General features: G+C 68.8%; 19 protein-coding genes and 1 riboswitch. Of the genes, 12 read left to right on the top strand and 7 right to left on the bottom strand.

The window, feature by feature from the left end; translation table 11 throughout:
- The first annotated feature begins 54 nt into the window (after positions 1 to 54).
- From msrB to IC535_RS04695, 4 genes are all read left to right on the top strand, one after another.
- Positions 55 to 561: a peptide-methionine (R)-S-oxide reductase MsrB gene (gene msrB / locus IC535_RS04680; protein ID WP_228885750.1), complete on the top strand. Its 507-nt coding sequence runs from the start codon at positions 55 to 57 to the stop codon at positions 559 to 561.
- Positions 562 to 597: 36 nt separating this feature from the next.
- Positions 598 to 2,376: a cytochrome c biogenesis protein DipZ gene (locus IC535_RS04685; protein WP_228885752.1), complete on the top strand. Its 1,779-nt coding sequence runs from the start codon at positions 598 to 600 to the stop codon at positions 2,374 to 2,376.
- A gap of 76 nt (positions 2,377 to 2,452) precedes the next feature.
- Complete coding sequence (gene msrA / locus IC535_RS04690) at positions 2,453 to 3,127, top strand: peptide-methionine (S)-S-oxide reductase MsrA (protein ID WP_429000368.1); 675 nt, start codon at positions 2,453 to 2,455, stop codon at positions 3,125 to 3,127.
- Positions 3,128 to 3,623: 496 nt separating this feature from the next.
- Positions 3,624 to 5,054, top strand: a complete 1,431-nt coding sequence (locus tag IC535_RS04695; RefSeq protein WP_228885754.1) for a PLP-dependent aminotransferase family protein — start codon at positions 3,624 to 3,626, stop codon at positions 5,052 to 5,054.
- Here IC535_RS04695 and bioD read toward each other — a convergent pair.
- Positions 4,988 to 5,734, bottom strand: coding sequence for a dethiobiotin synthase (bioD, locus tag IC535_RS04700; RefSeq protein ID WP_228885755.1), 747 nt, complete (start codon positions 5,732 to 5,734; stop codon positions 4,988 to 4,990). The two genes, IC535_RS04695 and bioD, sit on opposite strands and share 67 nt — an antisense overlap.
- Positions 5,735 to 5,808: 74 nt before the next feature.
- Between bioD and IC535_RS04705 the strand changes: the two genes are divergently transcribed.
- From IC535_RS04705 to btuB, 3 genes are all read left to right on the top strand, one after another.
- Positions 5,809 to 6,291: a GAF domain-containing protein gene (locus tag IC535_RS04705; protein WP_228885756.1), complete on the top strand. Its 483-nt coding sequence runs from the start codon at positions 5,809 to 5,811 to the stop codon at positions 6,289 to 6,291.
- Complete coding sequence (locus IC535_RS04710; RefSeq protein WP_228885757.1) at positions 6,288 to 6,659, top strand: TfoX/Sxy family protein; 372 nt, start codon at positions 6,288 to 6,290, stop codon at positions 6,657 to 6,659. The genes IC535_RS04705 and IC535_RS04710 overlap by 4 nt, the downstream gene beginning before the upstream one ends.
- Before the next feature lie 148 nt (positions 6,660 to 6,807).
- Positions 6,808 to 7,033: riboswitch (cobalamin riboswitch) on the top strand.
- Positions 7,034 to 7,154: 121 nt separating this feature from the next.
- Complete coding sequence (btuB, locus tag IC535_RS04715) at positions 7,155 to 8,996, top strand: TonB-dependent vitamin B12 receptor (RefSeq protein ID WP_228885758.1); 1,842 nt, start codon at positions 7,155 to 7,157, stop codon at positions 8,994 to 8,996.
- A gap of 112 nt (positions 8,997 to 9,108) precedes the next feature.
- Here the strand turns inward: btuB and gph are convergent, their stop codons facing one another.
- Both gph and IC535_RS04725 read right to left on the bottom strand, forming a co-directional pair.
- Positions 9,109 to 9,759 carry a phosphoglycolate phosphatase gene (gene gph / locus IC535_RS04720; protein WP_228885839.1) on the bottom strand — a complete coding sequence of 217 codons (651 nt, stop codon included), beginning with the start codon at positions 9,757 to 9,759 and terminating at the stop codon, positions 9,109 to 9,111.
- Positions 9,760 to 9,767: 8 nt separating this feature from the next.
- Complete coding sequence (locus IC535_RS04725; protein ID WP_228885759.1) at positions 9,768 to 10,730, bottom strand: LysR family transcriptional regulator; 963 nt, start codon at positions 10,728 to 10,730, stop codon at positions 9,768 to 9,770.
- A gap of 97 nt (positions 10,731 to 10,827) precedes the next feature.
- Here IC535_RS04725 and IC535_RS04730 point away from each other — a divergent pair, with 97 nt between their 5' ends.
- Positions 10,828 to 11,466, top strand: a complete 639-nt coding sequence (locus IC535_RS04730; RefSeq protein ID WP_228885760.1) for an NAD(P)-dependent oxidoreductase — start codon at positions 10,828 to 10,830, stop codon at positions 11,464 to 11,466.
- Positions 11,467 to 11,531: 65 nt separating this feature from the next.
- The gene (locus tag IC535_RS04735) at positions 11,532 to 12,449 is read left to right on the top strand and encodes an MBL fold metallo-hydrolase (RefSeq protein ID WP_228885761.1); all 918 of its coding nucleotides are present in this window, start codon (positions 11,532 to 11,534) and stop codon (positions 12,447 to 12,449) included.
- Between the two features lie 391 nt (positions 12,450 to 12,840).
- Here IC535_RS04735 and dinB read toward each other — a convergent pair whose 3' ends face one another.
- On the bottom strand, positions 12,841 to 13,923 hold the full coding sequence (dinB, locus tag IC535_RS04740) for a DNA polymerase IV (RefSeq protein WP_228885762.1): 1,083 nt from the start codon (positions 13,921 to 13,923) through the stop codon (positions 12,841 to 12,843).
- Between the two features lie 244 nt (positions 13,924 to 14,167).
- Here dinB and fabA point away from each other — a divergent pair, with 244 nt between their 5' ends.
- Together fabA and fabB are read left to right on the top strand one after the other, a co-directional pair.
- Positions 14,168 to 14,683 carry a 3-hydroxyacyl-[acyl-carrier-protein] dehydratase FabA gene (fabA, locus tag IC535_RS04745; protein ID WP_228885763.1) on the top strand — a complete coding sequence of 172 codons (516 nt, stop codon included), beginning with the start codon at positions 14,168 to 14,170 and terminating at the stop codon, positions 14,681 to 14,683.
- On the top strand, positions 14,683 to 15,891 hold the full coding sequence (fabB, locus tag IC535_RS04750) for a beta-ketoacyl-ACP synthase I (protein ID WP_228885764.1): 1,209 nt from the start codon (positions 14,683 to 14,685) through the stop codon (positions 15,889 to 15,891). The genes fabA and fabB overlap by 1 nt, the downstream gene beginning before the upstream one ends.
- Before the next feature lie 699 nt (positions 15,892 to 16,590).
- On the opposite strand, the gene IC535_RS04755 is transcribed toward fabB, so the two are convergent.
- From IC535_RS04755 to IC535_RS04765, 3 genes are read right to left on the bottom strand one after another with little or no spacing between them, the layout of a single operon-like run.
- The gene (locus tag IC535_RS04755) at positions 16,591 to 17,268 is read right to left on the bottom strand and encodes an HAD family hydrolase (protein WP_228885765.1); all 678 of its coding nucleotides are present in this window, start codon (positions 17,266 to 17,268) and stop codon (positions 16,591 to 16,593) included.
- Positions 17,265 to 17,969, bottom strand: a complete 705-nt coding sequence (locus IC535_RS04760) for a pseudouridine synthase (protein WP_228885766.1) — start codon at positions 17,967 to 17,969, stop codon at positions 17,265 to 17,267. The genes IC535_RS04755 and IC535_RS04760 overlap by 4 nt, the downstream gene beginning before the upstream one ends.
- Positions 17,966 to 19,090 (bottom strand): class I SAM-dependent methyltransferase, encoded by a 1,125-nt coding sequence (locus tag IC535_RS04765; protein ID WP_228885767.1) that lies wholly within the window; start codon positions 19,088 to 19,090, stop codon positions 17,966 to 17,968. Before IC535_RS04765 ends, IC535_RS04760 begins: the two co-directional genes overlap by 4 nt.
- Before the next feature lie 151 nt (positions 19,091 to 19,241).
- On the opposite strand from IC535_RS04765, the gene IC535_RS04770 reads away from it, so the two are divergent.
- A complete protein-coding gene (locus IC535_RS04770; protein WP_228885768.1) occupies positions 19,242 to 19,505 on the top strand; it encodes a hypothetical protein in 264 nt (87 codons plus the stop codon).
- Positions 19,506 to 19,517: the final 12 nt, after the last annotated feature.

Consider the following 19,517-nt stretch of genomic DNA (forward strand, 5'->3'; position numbering starts at 1 on the left):
TTGATCGGCCCGGGCGCAGCATGGCGCCATCGTCCTCAGACCCGGAGATCGGCCATGCGTTACACCCGTCGCAATGTGCTCGGCATGGGCGGCATGGCCGCCGCGGCCGGCCTGTTCGGCCTGACCGCGTGCAGCGGCCCGGCGCCGGCCGCCCAACCGGCGCCGGCGCGCCAGTTCGAGGTGATGCGCAGCGATGCGCAATGGCGCCAGCAGCTCAGCCCGGCGCAATACGCGGTGCTGCGCCGGCAGGGCACCGAACGGCCGTTCAGCAGCCCGCTCAACAAGGAACATCGGCGCGGCACCTTCAGCTGCGCCGGCTGCGCGCTGCCGTTGTTTTCCTCGTCCACCAAGTTCGACAGCGGCACCGGCTGGCCCAGTTTCTGGGCCCCGCTGCACAACGCGGTCGGCGAAGACCGCGATACCACGCTGGGGATGATCCGGGTGGAAGCGCATTGCCGTCGTTGCGGCGGCCATCTCGGCCACGTGTTCGACGACGGCCCGCGCCCGACCGGACTGCGTTACTGCATGAACGGCGTGGCCATGACCTTCGCGGCCGCCTGAGCGCCGCCCTCCTCCCCTTCCCCGCAAGGATCTTCCATGCTGCTTTTGTTGGCCTATCTCGGTGGCGTACTCACCATCCTCAGCCCGTGCATCCTGCCCGTGCTGCCGTTCGTGTTCGCCCGCTCGGACCGGCCGTTCCTGCGCAGCGGCCTGCCGCTGCTGGCCGGCATGGCGTTGATGTTCGCGGTGGTCGCCAGCCTGGCCGCGGTGGGCAGCCAATGGGTGGCCCAGGCCAACCAGGTCGGGCGCTGGATCGCGCTGGTGGTGATGGCGGTATTCGCGCTGGCGCTGCTGTGGCCGGCGCTGGCCGACCGCCTGCTGTCGCCGTTGCAGCGGCTGGGCGCGCGGCTGAGCGCCTCGGCCGATGCCGCGGCCGATGCCGGCCGCGGCGGGGTCGGCACGTCGCTGCTGATCGGCGTGGCCACCGGCCTGCTGTGGGCACCCTGCGCCGGGCCGATCCTCGGCCTGATCCTGACCGGCGCGGCCCTGCAGGGCGCCAGCGTCGGTACCAGCGGGCTGCTGCTGGCCTATGCGCTCGGCGCGGCCACCTCGCTGGCACTGGCGATCTGGATCGGCGGACGGGTGTTTGCCGCGCTCAAGCAGCGCCTGGGCGTGGGCGAGTGGATCCGCCGCGGGCTGGGCGTGGCCGCGCTGCTGGGGGTGGTGGCGATCGGCATGGGCTGGGACACCGGCGTGCTGACCCGGCTGTCGTCGGTCAGCACCGCCCGGCTCGAACAGGGCCTGCTCGATGCCGTGCCCGGCCAGGCACCGGCGCCCGGCAGCGCGATGATGATGGCCGCCGCCGGGCAGGCCGGCGGTGAGCTGCCGGTGGAAGGCACCCTGCCCTCGCTGGCCGGCGCCACCGGCTGGCTCAACAGCCCGCCGCTGAGCGCCGAGCAGCTGCGCGGCAAGGTGGTGCTGATCGATTTCTGGACCTACTCGTGCATCAACTGCCTGCGCGCCATGCCCTATGTGCGCCAGTGGGCCGAGCGTTACCGCGACCATGGGCTGGTGGTGATCGGCGTACATGCGCCGGAGTTCGCCTTCGAGCGCAACCTGGGCAATGTGCAGCGCGCGGTAAAGGACCTGAAAGTCAGCTACCCGGTGGCGATCGACAACGAGTTTGCGATCTGGCGCGGCTTCAACAACCGCTACTGGCCGGCGCACTATTTCATCGATGCAAAGGGGCAGATCCGCGCGCATCACTTCGGCGAAGGCAATTACGCGCAGTCCGAGCAGATCATCCGCCAGCTGCTGCGCGAAGCCGGCAACAGCCTGCCCGGCGAACCGGCGCAGGCCATGGCGATGGCCATGAGCGCGAGCGCTCCGCGCGACGGGGTGGAACGGCAGGCGGACATGCGCAACCTCAAATCCCCCGAAACCTACCTGGGCCACGCCCGCGCCGAGAACTTCGCCTCGCCCGGCGGCCAGCAGGCCGACCGCGCCAGCGACTACCGCGCACCGGCGGTGCTGACGCTCAACCAGTGGGCGCTGCACGGACGCTGGACGGTAGGCGATGAAGACGCGCGCCTGGACCAGCCCGGCGGTCGCATCGCATTCCGCTTCCATGCCCGCGACCTGCATCTGGTGCTGGCCCCGGGCCAGGACGGCAAGCCGGTGCGTTATCGGGTGCGCATCGACGGGCAGGCACCGGGCGCCGCAGCCGGCGGCGATGTTTCGGCCGACGGCAGCGGGCAGGTCGGCGAACACCGCCTGTACCAGCTGATCCGCCAGACCGGGCCGGTGCGCGAACGCACCTTCGACATCGAGTTCCTCGATCCGGGCGTGCATGCCTACGCCTTTACCTTTGGTTGAGTCCGGGAGGACACCGATGAAGATCGCCATGGACAAACTTGCCGCCGGCGGCATCGCCGCGTTGATCGCCGCCGTCATGGTCACCGCCGTGATCAGCCTGGACCGCCCGGCCCATGCCGCCTCGGCGCCGGTGGCCGTGCCTGCCCCCAGCGGCAGCGCCGAGTTCAGGCAACCGGGCGTCCGCCGCGCCCAGGTGGTGTTCGCCGGCGGTTGCTTCTGGGGCGTGCAGGGCGTGTTCCAGCACATGACCGGAGTGGACAACGCGGTGTCCGGCTATATCGGCGGCAGCGCCGCCGACGCCAGCTACCCGCGCGTGGGCAGCGGCAGCACCGGCCATGCCGAGGCGGTGCAGGTCACCTACGATCCTGCGCAGGTCAGCTATGCGCAGCTGATGCAGGTGTTCTTCTCGGTGGTGCACGACCCGACCCAGCTCAACCGCCAGGGACCGGACCGTGGTCCCCAGTACCGCTCGGCGGTGTACACCGACGATGCCGCCCAGCGCGATGCCACCAAGGCCTATATCGCCCAGCTGCAGCGCGCCCGCGCCTACGCCGCGCCGGTGGTGACCCAGGTCGACGGCGGCAAGCGCTTCTACCCGGCCGAGGGCTATCACCAGAACTACCTCACCCTGCACCCCGAATCGCTGTACATCCGCATCAACGACCTGCCCAAGGTGGAGGCGCTCAAACGCCAGTACCCGGCGTTGTACCGGGACAAGCCGCGGTTGGTGTCGACGTTGTCGGCACGATAATCGGCCACGACGACGCAGGTATATCCGCGCGATATCCGGACATTGCGAGCGTCCGACCATGGGTCGGACCTACCTGGACGGATCGGACGTACGGAGGACATGCGACCGATCGTGTGGCGGGCTTGGTTGCAATTGCGCGAGAAGCGCAGGGAACCGGCAGGCGTAGCCTGACGGATCGTGGACGGGGCGTGCTTTCTTTGGGTTACGTTTCTTTGCACGAGCAAAGAAAGGTAACTCGCGCCCCGTAGGGGCACGAAAGCTGTTGACGTTAAAAACCGCGAAGTGGAAACAACAGCATCTGGCGCCGCCCAAGCAGAGCAGAAGAAGGAAAAAAGCGCACGGCCAAACACTGCACCGCCGTGCGCCAGGGAAGTCCGGCAAGGCGCATCGAGCGATTCCGATGCGCTGGCCAGACCATGCTAGGCTGCGTAATCCAGCGGTTACAGTGCCAACGACAGGCCATCCGCATGGATACAGATTTCCTCGGACCGTCCTGATGGCAGCCAACCTCTACCAATCCCTGGCCGATGAAATGGCCGATGCCATCCACAGCGGCCGGCTGCCGGCCGGCACCCGCCTGCCTTCGTTGCGCGGGCTGGCCACGCAACGGCAACTCAGCCTCAACACCGTGATCGCCGCCTACCGGCAACTGGAAGACGCCGGCCTGGTCACCCCCCGACCCAAGGCCGGCTTCGTGGTCAGCCCGCGCCTGCCCGAGCCGACCCGCTCGCTGCGCCAGGCCCCATCGCTGGCCACCACCCAGGCCCAGCAGCTGATGATGGCCCGGGTACTGGCCGCACAGCAGCAACCGGGCGTCATCGACCTGGCCTTCGCCGGACCGCGCGGCCGCCGCTTCTATCCCGGTGCCAAGCTGGCGCGCAGCACCGCACAGATACTGCGCCGCTCGGTCGGCATGGTCGAAACCTATGCGCGCCCCAATGGCGCCCGGCGGCTGCTGGAACAGATCGTGCGGCGCGGCCCGCGGCTGGGCCTGCATACCAGCGTGGAACGCCTGGTGCTCACCCATGGCGCAATGGAAGCCCTGCAGCTGGCGCTGCGCGCAGTGACCCGGCCCGGCGATGCGGTCGGCATCGAAGCGCCCTCGTATTTCAACCTCTACCCATTGCTGAGCAGCCTGGGCCTGAAGGCGATCGAACTGCCCACCGACCCGCGCCAGGGACTGGACGTGGATGCGGTGGCCGCGCAGCTGGAGCAACGCGCCCTGGCCGCGATCGTGGCCATGCCCAGCGTGCACAACCCGCTGGGCTGCACCATGCCGGTGGCGGCCAAGCAGCGGCTGGCGGCGCTGGTCAACCAGTACCGCATCCCGTTGATCGAAGACGCCGTATACGCCGAACTGCAGTACCAGGAACCGCTGGCGCCGCTGCTGAAATCCTTCGACGAAGACGGCTGGGTGATGGTGTGCAGCAGCTTCTCCAAGACCCTGGCGCCGGATTACCGCATCGGCTGGCTGGATGGCGGCCGCTTCGCCGCCGATATCGGGCTGCTCAAGTTCCAGTCCACCGGGGCCGAATCGCGCCTGCTCGGCGAAGCGGTGGCCGCCTTCCTGGAAGCGGGCAGCTACGAGCACCACCTGCGCGGGCTGCGCCGCCTGTACAGCGAGCAGGTCGGGCGCGTGCGCAGCCTGGTCGCCCAGCATTTCCCGCCGGGCACCTCGGCCACCCAACCCAGCGGCGGCTTCCTGCTGTGGGTGGAACTTCCGCCCGGCATCGACACCGGCGCGCTGTTCGAACAGGCGCTGGCGCGCGGGGTGGTGTTCATGCCCGGCCAGGTCTATTCGCGCGGCGCGCGTTACCGCCACTGCCTGCGCCTGTCGTGCTGCCAGGAACTGGACGCGGCCTACGTCGCGGCGATCGCCACGGTGGGGCAACTGGCCTGCGCACTGCTGGACGGCGCGCCAGCCTGAACCGCGCCGTGCAGGTGCCCGGCCAGGCTGGCCGGACCGGCGCCCGGCGCGTACGGCAGGCGGCCCCAGCACGGCATCGGCAGGCGCGCCTGCAGCATCGCCACGTTGTCATCGATGCGCGCCATCGTCGGGTCGACCTCATTGGCGATCCAGCCGATGCATTGCGCGCCACTGGCTGCGATTGCCGCAGCGGTCAGCCGCGCGTGGTTGAGGCAGCCCAGGCGCAGCCCGACCACCATCAGCACCGGCAGGCGCAGCGCGCCGACCAGGTCGGCCTGGTCCAGGTTGGCCGACAACGGCGCCAGCCAACCGCCCACGCCCTCCAGCACGACGTGGTCGGCCTGCGCGCGCAGGCGGGCGAAGGCCGCCTCGATCGGTGCCAGCGCCAGGCTCACCCCGGCATCGGCGGCGGCCAGTTCCGGCGCCAGCGGCAGCGGCAACGCATAGGGGTTGAGATCGGCATAGGCCGGGGCCGGGTCGCTGGCCGCCAGCAGCGCACTGGCATCGTCGTTGCGCAGGCCCTGGGCGGTGCGCACGCAGCCGCTGGCCACCGGCTTCATCCCCAGCGCGGTGGCGCCGCGCCGGCGCAGCGCATGCAGCAGCACGCAGCTGCTGAAGGTCTTGCCGATCCCGGTATCGGTACCGGTGACGTACAGCGCGGGGGGAAGCGGGTCGGTCATGGGCCGGGCCGTCGGAAAGGAGCGGTGCATTATCGGTGGTCCCGGCGCGGGCTGCCGCTTGCTAGACTCCGGGCATGTTCAGTACTTCCTCGCTCACCGGCAGCAAGCCGGAACAGTACGCCCAGCTGACCGCCCAGGCCCGTGCGCTGGTGCATGGCGAGCGCGACCGGATCGCCAATGCCGCCAACCTGGCCGCGCTGGTCTACCACGCGCTGCCGCACCTGAACTGGGTGGGCTTCTACTTCCACGACGGCCGCGAGCTGGTGGTCGGCCCGTTCCAGGGCCTGCCGGCCTGCGTGCGCATTCCGCTGGACAAGGGCGTCTGCGGTGCCGCCGCCAGCCAGCGGGTGACCCAGCGGATCGAGGACGTGGATGCCTTCCCCGGCCATATCGCCTGCGATGCGGCCTCGCGTTCGGAACTGGTGGTACCGCTGGTGCAGGGCGATGCGCTGGTCGGGGTGTTCGACCTGGACAGCCCGCTGCTGGCGCGCTTCGATGCCGACGACCAGGCCGGGCTGGAAGCCATCGCCGCGGTGTTCGTCGAGGCGCTGGGATGAGTGCCAAGCTGCGCAACATCGGCCCCAAGAGCGCGGCCTGGCTGCGCCAGGTCGGTCTGCGTACGCCCGAGGACCTGGTTGCCGCCGGCTCGGTCGGCGCCTTCGTCAAGGTCAAGCGCGCCGGCTTCAAGCCCAGCCTCAACCTGCTGTACTCGCTGGAAGGCGCCCTGCAGGACTGCCACTGGCAGGAGTTGCCCGAAGCGCGCCGGATCGAACTGGTCGCCGCCTACGATGCGATCATCGCCGACAAGCCGCTGAAGAAGCCGCCGCCGGCCTCCGGCCCGGTCTACGACCGCACCGCCGAACGCATCGATGATGACGATGCCGGCGATGCGGCGCCGTTCGCGCTGGACGACGATACCGTCTGATCGGCAGGCGTACCGACCAACGGTCGGTACCTACCGGGGTTTGGCGTACCGGCCAACGGCCGGTACCTACGGCTGCTGCCGTTCCAGCAGCTCGCCCCACCGCCGCCCGACCTCGCGTTCGGCGCTGATGCGGCGCCGACTTTGCTCTACACTGCGCGCACTTTCAGGTGACCTGCGGCGCATGCCGGCAGGTTGAAACGGGAAGCCGGTGACGCATGGGCCCTGCCCGCCGCCACTCCGGCGCTGCCCCCGCAACGGTAAGCGTGGAAACACCGGGCAATCGACCACTGTGCTTCGGCATGGGAAGGCGCCTGGCACGATGGCCCCGCCATCGACCCGCAAGCCCGGAGACCGGCCTGGAAGACGACTGGTTGCGATGCGGCGGGCATGGCGGCGGCAAGCGGCGCCGTGCGTCCGCCCACCGTCGAAAGCCCCCTGCAGCGCCGCCATCCCCACCCCTTGCCGCGCGGGCGTGCGCGGTGCATGGAGTCATCGATGAAGCTGCAGAACCGAATCCTCACCCTGGCCGTGCTGTCCGCGCTGCCCCTGCTGGCCGCCGCACAGGACGATGCCACCGCGCTGGACCAGGTGCTGGTGACCGCCACCCGTACCCCGATCGCCCTGCAGGACAGCATTTCGCCGGCGCAGGTGATCGACCGCGCCGAGATCGAGCGCAGCCAGGCGCCATCGCTGCAGGACCTGCTGCGTGGCCGCGCCGGCATCAACCTCAACAACAGCGGCGGCCCGGGCAAGCAAAGCTCGCTGTTCCTGCGCGGCACCAACTCGGCCCACACCCTGGTGCTGGTCGACGGGGTACGCATCAATACCGGCGACCTTGGCCTGGCCATGCTGCAGGACCTGCCGCTGGCGCAGATCGAGCGCATCGAAATCGTGCGCGGCCCGCAGTCCAGCCTGTACGGCGCCGACGCGATCGGCGGGGTGATCCAGATCTTCACCCGTCGCAACACCGGCAGCTTCGCCCCGCACCTGCAGCTGGGCGCCGGCAGCAACGGCCTGCGCGAAGCCAGCGGCGGCTTCGGCGGCAGCGGTGAGCGCGGCTGGTTCGGCACCGACATCGCCTACCAGCATACCGACGGCATCAATTCCTGCCGTGGCGATGCGGCCACCTTCGCCGGCTGTGGCGCCGACGAGCCCGACCGCGATGGCTACCGCAACCTGTCGATGAGCCTGCGCGGCGGCTATGCGCTGACCGATGCGCTGAGCGTGGAAGGCACCGCGCTGCGCGCCGAAGGCGAGAACCACTACGACGGCTACTACAACTATTCGGAAACGCTGCAGCAGGTGCTGGGCGGCAAGGTGGTGTATCGCCCCGGCGAGCGCTTCACCCTGACCGCCAACGTCGGCCGCGCCGACAACGAGTCGGACAACTACAACGGCAGCACCTGGCTGGGCGCGGCGCAGACCCACCGCGACAGCGCCTCGGTACAGGCCGATGTCGGCATCGCCGACGGCCAGCTGCTCAGTGCCGGCGTGGACTGGAGCCAGGACAACCTGGACGGCAGCAGCACCGGCTACCTGGTCGACAACCGCGACAACACCGGCGTGTTCGTGCAGTACCAGGGCCGTTTCGGCGCCCACCAGCTGCAGGCCAGCGTGCGCAACGACGACAACCAGCAGTTCGGCAACCACACCACCGGCAGCCTGGGCTGGGGCATGGCACTGGGCGGCGGTTTCCGCCTCAACGCCAGCTACGGCACCGCGTTCAAGGCGCCGACCTTCAGCGACCTGTACGATCCGTGGAGCGGCGTGCCGGGGCTGGACCCGGAGAAGTCCAAGAGCGCCAACCTGGGCATCGCCCAGCAGGGCGACGGCTGGCGCTGGGGCCTGGATGTGTATGAAACCCGCATCGATGACCTGATCACCTATGACGCCACCACCTTCATGATGTCGCAGGTGGAAAAGGCCCGTATCCGCGGTGCCGAACTGACCGGCTCGATCAGCGTGGCCGGTTTCGACCTCAACGCACAGCTCAGCCACACCGACCCGCGCAACCGCACCGACGGCAGCGTGCAGTTCGACAACTGGCTGGCGCGCCGTGCGCAGAACACCGCCCGCCTGGACATCGACCGCAGCTTCGGCGGCTTCCGCGCCGGGGTGACCGCCAACGGTGCCGGCAAGCGCTACGACGATGCCGCCAACACGGTGCGCCTGGCCGGCTATGGCACCGTCGATCTGCGCCTGGAATACGCGATCAGCCGCGACTGGTCGGTGCTGGGCCGGGTCAGCAACGTGTTCGACCGCCACTACGAAACGGTGGCCTGGTACAACCAGCCCGGCCGCGAGTACCGTCTGAGCGTGCGTTACCAGCCCAAATGAGGCGCCGGGACGGCGGTACCGCCGCCGTCCCACCCGAAGCGGGTGCCGACCGCTGGTCGGTACACGTTCGCCCGCTAGGTGCCGACCGTTGGTCGGCACACTGCCCAACGCGTCACAGCGCCAGCAACTCGCGCAGGTCATCCACCACCGCCACCGCCTCGACGTTGTCCAGGTCCAGGCCGCGCGGATACCCATAGCGCACCAGCGCCACCGGCATGCCCGCCTCCACCGCGGCGCGGTAATCGGTGATCGAATCGCCCACCATCAAGGCCGCCTCGGCGGCCACGCCGAACTGCGCGGCGATATGCCGCAACGGCGCGCCGCTGGGCTTGCGCTCGGGCAGCGAATCGCCGCCCAGTACCAGCGCGAAGTGTTCCTGCAGGCCGAAGTGCTGCAGCAGCGGCGCCACCAGTGCCGACGGCTTGTTGGTACAGATCGCCAGGATCACCTGCCGCTCGCGCAACGCGGCCAACGTCTCGGCCACGCCTTCGAACAACTGCGGGCTGCGCAACAGGCACGCCTGGTAATGCTGCATGAAACCCGGCATCACCCTGTCCAGATCGATAGCGCTGCCGGCCGCGTCGAACGCCTGCTCGACCAGCCGCCGCACGCCATCGCCGATCCAGGTCAGCACCGTCGCCTCGGGCACGCGCGGCAGCTGCCAGTCCTGCAGCGTGCGGTTCAGCGCTTCGGCGATATCGGCGGCGCTGTCCACCAGCGTGCCATCCAGATCGAACACCACCAACGGATACGGGTAGGACAAGGTACGGCTCACTTCGACGGCGTGGGGCCGCCCAGTGTAACGGTGCCGGCCGGCGCGCCGACCGCGAGCGGATCATCGTCGCCGAACGGGTCACCGGCGAAACGTTCCACCAGGTAGTCCAGGAAGCTGCGCATGATCGCCGGCAGCTGCCGACGCGAGGCGTACACCGCGTGGATGCCCATTTCCTCCAGCGCGTATTCGGGCAGCAGCGCCACCAGCTCGCCACGGCGCAGGTACGGCGCCACCTGGTAGCTGGGCAGCATCGCGACGCCGGCACCGGCGCGCACCGCCTCCAGCAGCAACGAGGCCTCATTGGCACTGATGCTGCCACCCACCGCCACCGCGATCGCACGCCCACCGCGCTGCAGCTGCCATACGCTCTTGCCGACATAGTGGTGGGTCAGGCAATTGTGCCGGGCCAGCTCTTCGGCGCTGGTCGGCGTGCCATGCCGGGCCAGGTAGGCCGGTGCGGCGCACAGCAGCGACCGGCAGGTGGCCAGCCGGCGCGCGATCAGGGCCGGGTCGATCGCGCGCGAAATACGTACCGCCACATCCACCCGCTCCTCCACCAGGTTGACCAGCCGGTCCACCGCCAGCAGTTCGACCCGCGCCAGCGGATAGCGCTGGACGAAGCCGGCCACGGCGGCGGCAACGTGGCTCTGCCCGAACGAGACGCTGCTGGTGACCCGGATCAGCCCGTGCGGTTCGGGGTTGTCGCTGGCCAGTTCGCCGCGCAGCTCATCGCCGATCGCCAGCATCTGGCGGAAGCGCAACAGCGCCGCCTCGCCCGGGCCGGTCAGGCTGATCCGGCGCGTGGTCCGGTGCAGCAGCCGCGCGCCCAGCCAGCGTTCTACCTCGGCCAGGTAGCGGGTGACCATCGCCCGCGACATCTCCAGCGCCTCGGCCGCCGCGGTCAGGCTGCCGCGCTCGACCACTTCGACGAACACATTCATGGCGGTCATCCGGTCCATCTGCTCGATCCATGCAACAAATTAGGCCGTTATACGGGATTTTTCGTACTATTTCAGGCGCATATGCTGGGCGTCCTTCCTCAACGGACCTGCCCCCATGAAAATCGCCCTCGTTGGTGCCACCGGCAACATCGGCCGTGAAATCGCCCGCCAGGCCCTCGCCCGCGGCCACCAGGTGACCGCCATCGTCCGCCGCGAAACCGACCTGCCGGCCGAACTGGACGGTGCTCGCCTGGCCGTGGCCGCGCTGGACGACACCGACGCCCTGGCCGCGGTGATTGCCGGCCACGACGTGCTGGCCAGCGCGTTCGGCCCGCGCCCGGGCGATGCGCCCGACACGGTCACCACCGTCAGCGCCGCGCTGGTCCAGGCCGCCCGCCAGGCGCACGTGCCGCGCTTCATCATGGTCGGCGGTGCCGGCAGCCTGGAAGTGGCCCCGGGCGTGCAGCTGGTGGATACCGAGGGCTTCCCGGACGCCTACAAGCCGGTCGCGCTGGCCGCGCGCGCAACGCTGGCGCAGCTGCGCGGCGTCGACGACCTGGACTGGACCTTCTACTCGCCGGCCGCGGAAATCGGCCCCGGCCCGCAGCGCGGCGGCTTCCGCACCCAGGCCCGCAACTTCCTGGTCGGCGCCGACGGCCACAGCCGGATCAGCTATCCCGACTACGCCGACGCCTTCGTCAGCGAAATCGAACAGCCGCAGTACCTGCGCCAGATCGCGACGGCGGCGTATTGAAGCAGCCGACGGGTAAGCCGAGCTTGGCTCGGCTCTACCCCCGTCCCCGCACAGGAGTTCCTGCCATGCCGAACCTCTCCCGCACCACCCTGGCCCTGGCGCTGGCCATCGGCACGGCGCTTGGCGTGACCGTCGCCAGCATCGACCACGCCGCCGCTGCCACCAGCACCCGACAGCGCGCGCTGCAGGTGCAGCCCTACCATCCCGGCGACAAGGCCCTGTTCGCCGTCGCCTCGACGCTGGTCACCGGCCAGCACGACGCGATACTGGTCGATGCCCAGTTCGCCGCCGCCGACGCGGCCCAGCTGGTGCAGCGCATCCGCGATGCCGGCAAGCGCCTAACCACCATCTACATCAGCCATGGCGACCCCGACTACTACTTCGGCCTGGCCACCCTGCACGATGCCTTCCCCGACGCGCGCATCGTTGCCACCGCCCAGACCGTGGCCCACATCAACGCCACCCAGGCCGGCAAACTCGCGTACTGGGGCCCACAGATGGGCGCCGACAAACCCGCGCGCATTGTCATTCCCGAGATCCTGGACGGCGACAGCCTCAACCTCGAAGGCCAGGCCATCCAGATCATCGGCCTGGACGGCCCCACCCCGGACCGCAGCGTGCTGTGGATTCCCGCCCTGCGTACCGTACTGGGCGGCATCCCTGTCGTGGCCGGCGAACACGTGTGGATGGCCGACACCCAGGGCGCGCAATCGCATGCCGACTGGTTGAAGACCCTGGCCACGATCAAGGCGCTGCACCCCACCCGCGTCATCCCGGGCCACTACGCCCGCGGATCGAAACTCGACGTCAGCGCGATCGATTTCACCAGCGCCTACATCCGCGCGTTCGATGAAGAAGCGGCACGCAGCAAGGATGCCGATGCGTTGATCGCCGCAATGAAAAAGCGTTACCCGACCCTGCAGGGCGTGGGTTCGTTGGAGATCAGTGCGAAGGTTGCGAAGGCGGAAATGCAGTGGCCGTGATGGCGTGACAAGCAGCAGAGGAAAGCGATGTAACGCGTCAAAGAAAATGCGCCGCGTTGGTTTTTGTCATGCCACAACAGAACGTTGACAGAGCATCGGCAGTCGATCGGGATGCGACCCTACCAAATAGAATTTTCCGAGCACGATAGGCATGACGTGCACGATGAGCATTGAGCGAATGTCGCCGTTGCCCGCCCCAACGCGCCGACCGGGTGTCAGGGGGTGATGCGGGTGGGTTGGCGGGACCGTTGGGCGCCATGCATGGCGCTCACGAGCCTACACGGACGTACTTGCGGCGTGGGTCGCCAACCCGCCCGCGCGCCCCAGCCCCTAAGCAGGCACGCCCCAACGCACTGGCTCTTAGCTTTTAGCTATTCGCTACAAGCGAAAATCAATCATCATCCAGATGATCAAACAACCCCGGCTGGCTTACCGCCTCGCGCTCGCGGAAACCGCCCAGGCCCACGCCCACCAGCCGGTAACGCGTCTCCGCCGGCAGATCCACCCGCGCCCGCAGCGCCAGTGCGATATCGCGCAGTTCCTCCAGCGTTTCCGGTGGCGACTCCGGGGTAAAGCTGCGCGTGATGATCCGGAACTGGGAGGTCTTCAACTTCAGCACCACCGTATGCCCCACCCGCTCGGTCTTCCGCGTCGCCTGCCAGGTCTTCCCGGCCAACCGCACGATCGCCGCCTCCAGCGCTTCCAATGGCAGATCCTCGGCGAAGGTATCTTCCGAGGAAATCGACTGCACCGGCTGGTCCGGCTCCACCGCGCGCTCATCCACACCGCGCGCGCGGTTGTACAGGCGCGTCCCGAAACTGCCGAACCGCGCTTCCAGCTGCTCCAGCGGCAACGCGCGCAGATCGCCCACCGTGACGATGCCCAGCTCGGCCAGCTTGGCCTCCATCACCTTGCCCACCCCCGGCACCCGGTTCACCGGCAACGGCGTCAGAAACTGCTCCACCCGGTGCGGCGGCACCACGAACTGCCCGTCGGGCTTGCGCCAATCCGAGGCGATCTTGGCCAGGAACTTGTTCGGCGCGATCCCCGCCGACGCCGTCAACCGGGTTTCCTCGCGGATCTGCGCACGGATCTGCTCGGCGATCTCGGTGGCCACGGCCATCCCGCCCTTGTGCACCGTCACGTCCAGGTAGGCCTCGTCCAGCGACAACGGCTCCACCAGATCGGTATGCCGCAGGAAAATCTCGCGCACCTGCCGCGACACCGCCTTGTAACGCACGAAATCGGGCGGCACGAACACCGCATCCGGGCACAAGCGTTCGGCCCGCAACGCCGGCATCGCCGAACGTACCCCGAACACGCGCGCCTCGTAGGACGCCGCGCACACCACCGAGCGCGCGCCCTTCCATGCCACCACCACCGGCCTGCCGCGCAGCGACGGATCGTCGCGCTGCTCCACCGACGCGTAGAACGCGTCCATGTCCACGTGAATGATTTTGCGGAGAGCGGGCACGGCGGAAAGGACTCAGGCCTGGAACGGCGGGATCAGATGAACAAGATTACAGCCACACGCCTGGGTATGGTCTTTTCATAACAACGACATGCGTTTTTCAAGCTGAAAACACTACGCCGGCGTACGGTTAAAACGTTTGATTGAATCACCTTTCCTCTGCACTCTTGAGCACTTGTATCCCAGCAAGATAGCCGACCAATGGCCGGCTTCACCCGATGGCAACTTCCTCAGGATTGCGTTTTCCATGACTCGTCTCAACGCGTTCTCGCGCGAACAACTGCTGGCCAGCGCCCGCGGTGAACTGTTCGGCCCGGGCAGCGGCCGCCTGCCCAACGATCCGATGCTGATGTTCGACCGCATCACCGACATCCGCGACAACGGCGGCCCACACGACAAGGGACTGGTACGCGCCGAACTGGATATCCGCCCCGACCTGTGGTTCTTCGGCTGCCATTTCATCGGCGACCCGGTGATGCCCGGCTGCCTCGGCCTGGACGCCATGTGGCAGCTCACCGGCTTCTTCCTGACCTGGATGGGCGCGCCCGGCCGCGGCCGCGCACTGGGCTGCGGCGAAGTGAAGTTCACCGGGCAGGTACTGCCGCAGGCCAAGCTGGTCAGCTACGAAATCGACATCACCCGCGTCATCAACCGCAAGCTGGTCATGGCCCAGGCCGATGCCCGCATGCTGGTGGACGGCCGCGAAATCTATTCCGCCAAGGACCTCCGCGTAGGTCTGTTCACCTCCACCGAGAACTTCTGATGCGTCGCGTCGTCATTACCGGAATGGGCATCACCTCGTGCCTGGGCAACGACCTGGACACGGTCTCCAGCGCACTGCGCGAGGGCCGCCCCGGCATCCGCCACCTGCCCGACCATGCCGAAGCCGGCCTGCGCAGCCACGTTGGTGGCAACATCGAACTGGACCTGGACGCGCAGATCGACCGCAAGGTCAAGCGCTTCATGAGCGATGCCTCGGCCTACGCCTATATCGCCATGCGCGACGCGATCGCCGATGCCGGCCTGGACACCGAACAGGTGGCCAACCCGCGTACCGGCCTGATCGCCGGCTCCGGCGGCGGCTCCAGCCAGTGGCAGGTCGAATCGGCCGACATCCTGCGCGCGCGTGGCGTGCGCAAGGTCGGCCCGTACATGGTGCCGCGCACGATGTGCTCGACCGTGTCGGCCTGCCTGGCCACCGCGTTCCAGATCAAGGGCCTGAGCTATTCGCTGTCGGCCGCCTGCGCCACCTCGGCGCACTGCATCGGCGCGGCCGCCGACCTGATCCGGCATGGCGCGCAGGACGTGATGTTCGCCGGCGGCGGTGAAGACCTGCACTGGTCGATGAGCGTCATGTTCGACGCCATGGGCGCGCTGTCCACCCGCTTCAACGACACCCCGGCCAATGCCTCGCGCCCGTACGACAAGGACCGCGACGGCTTCGTCATCGCCGGTGGCGGCGGCATGCTGGTGCTGGAAGACTACGATCACGCCGTGGCACGTGGCGCGCGTATCCATGCCGAGCTGATCGGCTATGGCGTCACCTCCGATGGCGCGGACATGGTCGCTCCTTCCGGCGAAGGCGCGGTGCGCTGCATGAACATGGCCATGGCCAACCTGTCGGCCCCGATCGACTACCTCAACACGCACGGCACCTCGACCCCGCTGGGCGATGTCACCGAGCTGAAGGCGGTGCGCGAAGTGTTCGGCGAAGCGGTGCCGCCGCTGTCCTCGACCAAGGCGCTGTCGGGCCATTCGCTGGGGGCTGCCAGCGTGCATGAGGCGATCTACTGCCTGCTGATGATGCGCGACGGCTTCATCGCCGGCTCGGCCAACATCGGCGAGCTGGACCCGCTGGTGGAAGGCTTCCCGATCGTGCGCGACAGCACGCCGGCGCAGCTGAACACGGTGATGTCCAACAGCTTCGGCTTCGGTGGCACCAACGCGGCGCTGGTATTCGGCCGGGTGTGACCGGCGGTTGATGCGGTGACGAAAAGCCCGGCCGATGCGCCGGGCTTTTTCATGGTTCCCGGGCAGCATCGCCAATGTACGCGCGCGGGTATGAGCCCTGGCACCTGCGGCGATCGACGCGTTTTTGTTTCGGTAGGGTCGCATCCCGATCGACTGCCGATGACCTGCGCAACGTTCGTTGATGGCATGGCCTGGAAGCGAAGCGGGCTTCGGCGGCGGTCATGCGTTCGTCGTGCCGATCACCGGTGTCGGCAGTCGTTTGGGAACCGACCCTACCGGCCGGGAGCCTGGGTGCCTATGGCGGGTTCTGCTTCGGTAGGGTCGCATCCCGATCGACTGCCGATGACCTGCGCAACGTTCGTTGATGGCATGGTCTGGAAGCGAAGCGGGCTTCGGCAGGGATCATGCGTTCGTCGTGCCGATCACCGTTATCGGCAGTCGTTTGGGAACCGACCCTACCGGAGGTGGCACGTCCAGGCACCTGCGATGCGCTGGTAGGGTCGCATCCCGATCGACTGCCGATCACCTGCGCAACGTTCGTTGATGGCATGGGCTGGAAGCGAAGCGAGATTCGGCAGGGGTCATGCGTTCGTCGGGCCGATCACCGGTATCGGCAGTCGTTTGGGAACCGACCCTACCGAAAGGGTCATGCGTTCGTCGTGCCGCTCACCGGTATCGGCGGTCGTTCGGGAACCGACCCTACCGAAGGTGGGTCAGCAGCAGGCTGTGCGCGTCGGCCAGCGAGGCGACGATGCGATGGCCCAGCGCGCGCAGTGCTTGGTCGGGGTGCACCAGGTCCGGGACCTGGATGGCGGTCATGCCCGCGCCCACCGCCGCGCGGATCCCCGCCGGCGAATCTTCCAGCGCCAGGCAGCGCGTGGGGTGCTTGCCCAGCCGCTGCGCCGCCAGCAGGTAGATGTCCGGTGCCGGCTTGGGGTGGGCGACATCGCCGCTGGTCACCACCACCTCGAAGAACCGCAGCAGCCCGGCCGCCGCCAGCTTGCGCGACGCCCGTGGCTGCCGCGTGGTGGTCGCCACCGCGCGGGCGATGCCGTGGTCGTCCAGCAGCTGCAGCAGCTCCATGATCCCCGGCCGCAACGGCAGGCCGGCCTGCGTGCGTGCCTCGTACAGATCGTGGCAGCGCGCCAACAAGGCCGCCACCTGGTCCGCATCAACGCGCTGCCGCAGCAACTGCCCGCAGTCGCGGTCGCCCAGGCCCACCATCTGCAGCCAGAACCCGTCCTCGAACGGCAACTGCAGCTCGCGCGCGGCCTGCGACCAGCACGCGATCGACACCCGCTCGCTGTCGATCATCAAGCCATCCATGTCGAAAATGACGGCGTCGGGCAGGAACGGCAGTTCTGCGATCATGGTCATGGCACGTTGAACAGGGTATCCAGGTCGCCGGCGTCGAGCGTGCGCCACTGGCCTTCGCCCAGATCGCCCAGCGACAGCCCGCCGATGCGGCTGCGGTGCAGCGCCTGGACATGGTTGCCCACCGCGGCGAACATCCGCCGCGCCTGGTGGTAGCGGCCTTCATGCAGCACCAGCTGCGCCTGGCGCGGCGACTGCACCAGCAGCTCGGCCGGCAACAACGGTTTGTCGTCCGATTCCAGCAGCAACGTGCCGCTGGCGAAACGCGCGGTCTCATCGCCGCGCAGGTCTTCGGCCAGGGTCACCTCGTAGGCCTTGTCCAGGCGCGACTTGGGCGACACGATCCGGTGCAGCAGCGCACCGTCGTCGGTCATCAGCAGCATGCCGCTGGTGTCGCGGTCCAGCCGGCCCACCGAAGACAGCAGCGGCGAGCGCTCGCGGTAGCGCGGCGGCAGCAGGTCGTAGATCAGCCGGCCCTTGTCCTTGGTCGAGCAGGTATACCCGCGCGGCTTGTGCAGCAGCAGGGTCAAGCCATGCGGCGGGTCCAGCGGCTCGCCGTCGACCCGGATCGCCTCGTGCGCGAGCAGGTCATCGGCATACAGCACCTCGCCGTCGGCGTCGGTGACCCGGCCCTCGCGGAACATCAGCTGCACCTGCTTGCGACTGCCATAGCCCAGGTTGGCCAGCAGCTTGACCAGCTTCATGCACGGTCCCAGTTGCGGCTGCGCGGGCTGTCCTTGACCCGGGCCGGCTCCCGGGCGCGGCCGGTGTCCTTCATGCGGGTCGCTTCGATCAGCTTGAAACCGTCGCGCTCGGCCGCCACCCGCACCTGGCCGAAGCTCGCGTTGAGGATCTGCTCATACGGCAGGTGGCGGTTGGCCACCAGCCACATCCGCCCGCCCGGGCGCAGTGCCTGCGCGGCCACGGCGATGAAACGCTGGCCGATGTCGGGGCGGTCGGCGCGCGAGGGGGTGTGGAACGGCGGGTTGGTGACGATGAAATCGTACTGGCCTTCGATCCCGGCGGTGACATCCTGCCAGTGGAAGCCCAGCAGCGCCGGCTTGCCCAGCGCGGCCAGGTTCTCGCGGGCCAGGGCCAGGGCGCGGCCCTCGGCCTCGAACAGGTCCAACGCAGTCACGCCCGGGCAGCGGGACAGTACTTCGACCGAGAGATAGCCGAAGCCAGCGCCCAGGTCGGCGCCACGGCCGGCCAAGTCGGCCGGCAGCTGCTCGACCAGCAGGGCCGAGGCCGGGTCGATGCGGTCCCAGGCGAAGATGCCCGGGCGGCTCTGGAAACGCCCGCCCAGGATCGGCCGCGGCGCATCCAGCGTAGCCCAGCGCTGGGCCAGGGCGGCATCGTGCTGGCCGTTCAGCGGCGCGGTCCAGTAGCTGCGGCAATGGTTCTTGGTCAGCTTGCCGCCCAGGCCGGCCAGCTGCTGCAGGTCGCCTTCGCCGGAGCGCGCGCCCTCGTTGTTGTGCTGGCAGGCCACCACGATGCCGCCGGGGGCGGCCAGGGCCAGCGCACGGGCGAACAGCGCCTTGGCTTCTTCACGCTGGCGCGGCGGCAGCACCAGGACCAGCGCGTAGCGGGTGGGGTCGGCGGCCAGCTGCTGTTCGTCGCGCACGGTCCAGCCACTGGCTTCCAGCGCATCGGCGAACGGGCGGAAGCTCTGCTCGCAGACCAGTTGGCCGGGCTGGGCATGCTCGCGCAGCGGCGCGCCGTCGCGGGCGCGCAGGAACAGCACCGGGCCGGCGGGCCAGGACAGCACGCCGCTGGCGAACGGCAGGAACAGGGTTTCCAGGGGGGCGTCGTGCTGGGCAGCCATTGGGGGGCACATCTTGAAAGAGACGGCCATTCTACCGGTTCGCCCGGATCGGGCCCGGCGCGACCGGATTTGCGTTTATTCAACGCTGCCTTGATGCCCTGCCAACATCCAAACCGGCAGGGTGGGGGCTCACCTGCAATGGAGATGGCTCATGCGTGCATTGTTTGTCGGCGGCGTGGTGGACAACAGCGAAATGGACATGGAGGGCGGGCAACCACCCGTGCACTACCCCGAAGACACCGGCGGCGGGCATTCGCGCTACCGCCTGCACCAGATCGGCAAGCAGGCCGACGGTACGGTCGCCTACGCGGTCTACGGTGCCCCGGACATGGCCGATGAGGAAGTAGCGCGGGTGGCCGATGAACGCGCCTATGCGCGCCGTTTCGAGGCCGAAGCGGAACTGTTCGTGCACTGACCCTCGACGGTA

Origin of the sequence: Stenotrophomonas rhizophila (genome assembly GCF_020857975.1) — a bacterium.
Lineage (GTDB): Bacteria > Pseudomonadota > Gammaproteobacteria > Xanthomonadales > Xanthomonadaceae > Stenotrophomonas > Stenotrophomonas rhizophila_C.

Coding starts and splice junctions, on each gene's coding strand:
- bioD (WP_228885755.1), bottom strand. CDS start 5,734: ATGACCGACCCGCTTCCCCCCGCGCTGTACGTCACCGGTACCGATACC.
- IC535_RS04685 (WP_228885752.1), top strand. CDS start 598: ATGCTGCTTTTGTTGGCCTATCTCGGTGGCGTACTCACCATCCTCAGC.
- IC535_RS04725 (WP_228885759.1), bottom strand. CDS start 10,730: ATGGACCGGATGACCGCCATGAATGTGTTCGTCGAAGTGGTCGAGCGC.
- IC535_RS04710 (WP_228885757.1), top strand. CDS start 6,288: ATGAGTGCCAAGCTGCGCAACATCGGCCCCAAGAGCGCGGCCTGGCTG.
- IC535_RS04730 (WP_228885760.1), top strand. CDS start 10,828: ATGAAAATCGCCCTCGTTGGTGCCACCGGCAACATCGGCCGTGAAATC.
- IC535_RS04760 (WP_228885766.1), bottom strand. CDS start 17,969: ATGAAGCTGGTCAAGCTGCTGGCCAACCTGGGCTATGGCAGTCGCAAG.
- btuB (WP_228885758.1), top strand. CDS start 7,155: ATGAAGCTGCAGAACCGAATCCTCACCCTGGCCGTGCTGTCCGCGCTG.
- fabB (WP_228885764.1), top strand. CDS start 14,683: ATGCGTCGCGTCGTCATTACCGGAATGGGCATCACCTCGTGCCTGGGC.
- IC535_RS04755 (WP_228885765.1), bottom strand. CDS start 17,268: ATGACCATGATCGCAGAACTGCCGTTCCTGCCCGACGCCGTCATTTTC.
- msrA (WP_429000368.1), top strand. CDS start 2,453: ATGGTCACCGCCGTGATCAGCCTGGACCGCCCGGCCCATGCCGCCTCG.
- fabA (WP_228885763.1), top strand. CDS start 14,168: ATGACTCGTCTCAACGCGTTCTCGCGCGAACAACTGCTGGCCAGCGCC.
- IC535_RS04705 (WP_228885756.1), top strand. CDS start 5,809: ATGTTCAGTACTTCCTCGCTCACCGGCAGCAAGCCGGAACAGTACGCC.
- IC535_RS04765 (WP_228885767.1), bottom strand. CDS start 19,090: ATGGCTGCCCAGCACGACGCCCCCCTGGAAACCCTGTTCCTGCCGTTC.
- msrB (WP_228885750.1), top strand. CDS start 55: ATGCGTTACACCCGTCGCAATGTGCTCGGCATGGGCGGCATGGCCGCC.
- IC535_RS04770 (WP_228885768.1), top strand. CDS start 19,242: ATGCGTGCATTGTTTGTCGGCGGCGTGGTGGACAACAGCGAAATGGAC.
- IC535_RS04695 (WP_228885754.1), top strand. CDS start 3,624: ATGGCAGCCAACCTCTACCAATCCCTGGCCGATGAAATGGCCGATGCC.
- IC535_RS04735 (WP_228885761.1), top strand. CDS start 11,532: ATGCCGAACCTCTCCCGCACCACCCTGGCCCTGGCGCTGGCCATCGGC.